This window comes from Synechococcus sp. R8-2 (genome assembly GCF_047461715.1).
Taxonomy (GTDB): Bacteria; Cyanobacteriota; Cyanobacteriia; order Thermostichales; family Thermostichaceae; genus Thermostichus.
In genome coordinates, this window is the sequence record NZ_JANSHQ010000517.1 from 1 (window position 1) to 1,293 (window position 1,293).

At 56.5% G+C, this 1,293-nt stretch carries 1 protein-coding gene; it reads left to right on the top strand.

The features are described 5' to 3' along the window. The first annotated feature begins 152 nt into the window (after positions 1-152). On the top strand, positions 153-1,274 hold the full coding sequence (locus NW819_RS11760; RefSeq protein WP_414351703.1) for a PP2C family protein-serine/threonine phosphatase: 1,122 nt from the start codon (positions 153-155) through the stop codon (positions 1,272-1,274). Positions 1,275-1,293: the final 19 nt, after the last annotated feature.

The following is a 1,293-nucleotide window of genomic DNA, read 5'->3' on the forward strand; positions in this document are numbered from 1 at the left end:
GAGGCTTCACCCCTTTGTCGTGGACTGCTTGCCGAGCTGGTTTTCCTGACGCAACGCCTAAGCTACGATAAAAGGTCTGCCTACCAGTATGGGGTATTGGGCTGGAGTTGGGTTTGGATGCGTTTTGACTTCAGGATTGGGGTGCAGCGGTCATGGCGGCCATTTTGATTGTCGACGACGATCCGACGATTCGGCTGGTGTTGAAGCGATCCCTGGAACGACAGGGCTACACCGTGGAGATGGCCAGCAACGGTTCCGAGGGGCTGGAGCAAGCCCACCTGCTGGTGCCGGGGCTGATCATCTGTGACTGGATGATGCCGGACATGGATGGGCTGGAGGTTTGCCGACGCATCAAAGCCGATCCCAAGTTTTCCACGACGTTTTTTATTTTGCTCACCGCCCGCACTGAGGTGGAAGACCGCATCCAGGGCCTGGATGCCGGAGCAGATGAGTTTCTAAGCAAGCCCATCGACCCCAATGAGTTGCGGGCACGTGTGCGAGCCGGATTACGCTTGCACCAGCTCAGCTATGACCTGCAGCAGCAAACGGCCAGGTTACGGGCAGAATTGGCCGAGGCGGCCAGCTATGTGCGTTCTCTCCTGCCGGAGCCGGCCTATTTTCCCGACTGCAAAGTGACCCTCGAGTGGCGCTTTTTACCCTCCCAGGAATTGGGGGGAGATTCGTTTAACTATCATTGGCTGGATGAGGAACACCTGGCCATCTATCTGCTGGATGTGTCGGGGCATGGGGTGGGATCCGCTCTGTTGTCGGTGTCGGTGATGAACCAGTTGCGCACTCAAGGCTTGGCCGATGCCGATCCCCGCCAGCCGGACGCGGTCTTGCGCGCCCTCAACCACTCTTTTCAAATGGGATCCCACCATGAGATGTACTTCACCCTTTGGTATGGGGTTTATCAGCCGGGATCCCGTCTGCTCTCTTTTGCCAGTGCCGGCCACCCACCTGCCCTGCTCATCCAGGGTCAGGATTCGCTCCTGCTGAAGACTGCCAACTTGCCCATTGGCATTTTGCCCGACCTCACTTTTCAAAGGGATCAGGTGCGGATCCCCGAGAACAGCCATCTCTACCTGTTCAGTGATGGAGTTTACGAAGTCATAAACCCCCAGAGAGAAATCTGGGGGCTGGACAATTTGATAGCCCTGCTGAGCAAGGGCGCTGGCAATAGTTTGGATCAGGTGATCCATCAGGCCCAATCCTTTCAGGGGCGGACGGACTTTGAGGATGATTTCTCCCTGCTCCGGATCAGCTTTGGTTAGGTTGTGTTGATCTTTCATT

Excerpts from the sequence above, each read along its gene's own strand:
- NW819_RS11760 (WP_414351703.1), top strand. The coding sequence starts at position 153 with ATGGCGGCCATTTTGATTGTCGACGACGATCCGACGATTCGGCTGGTG.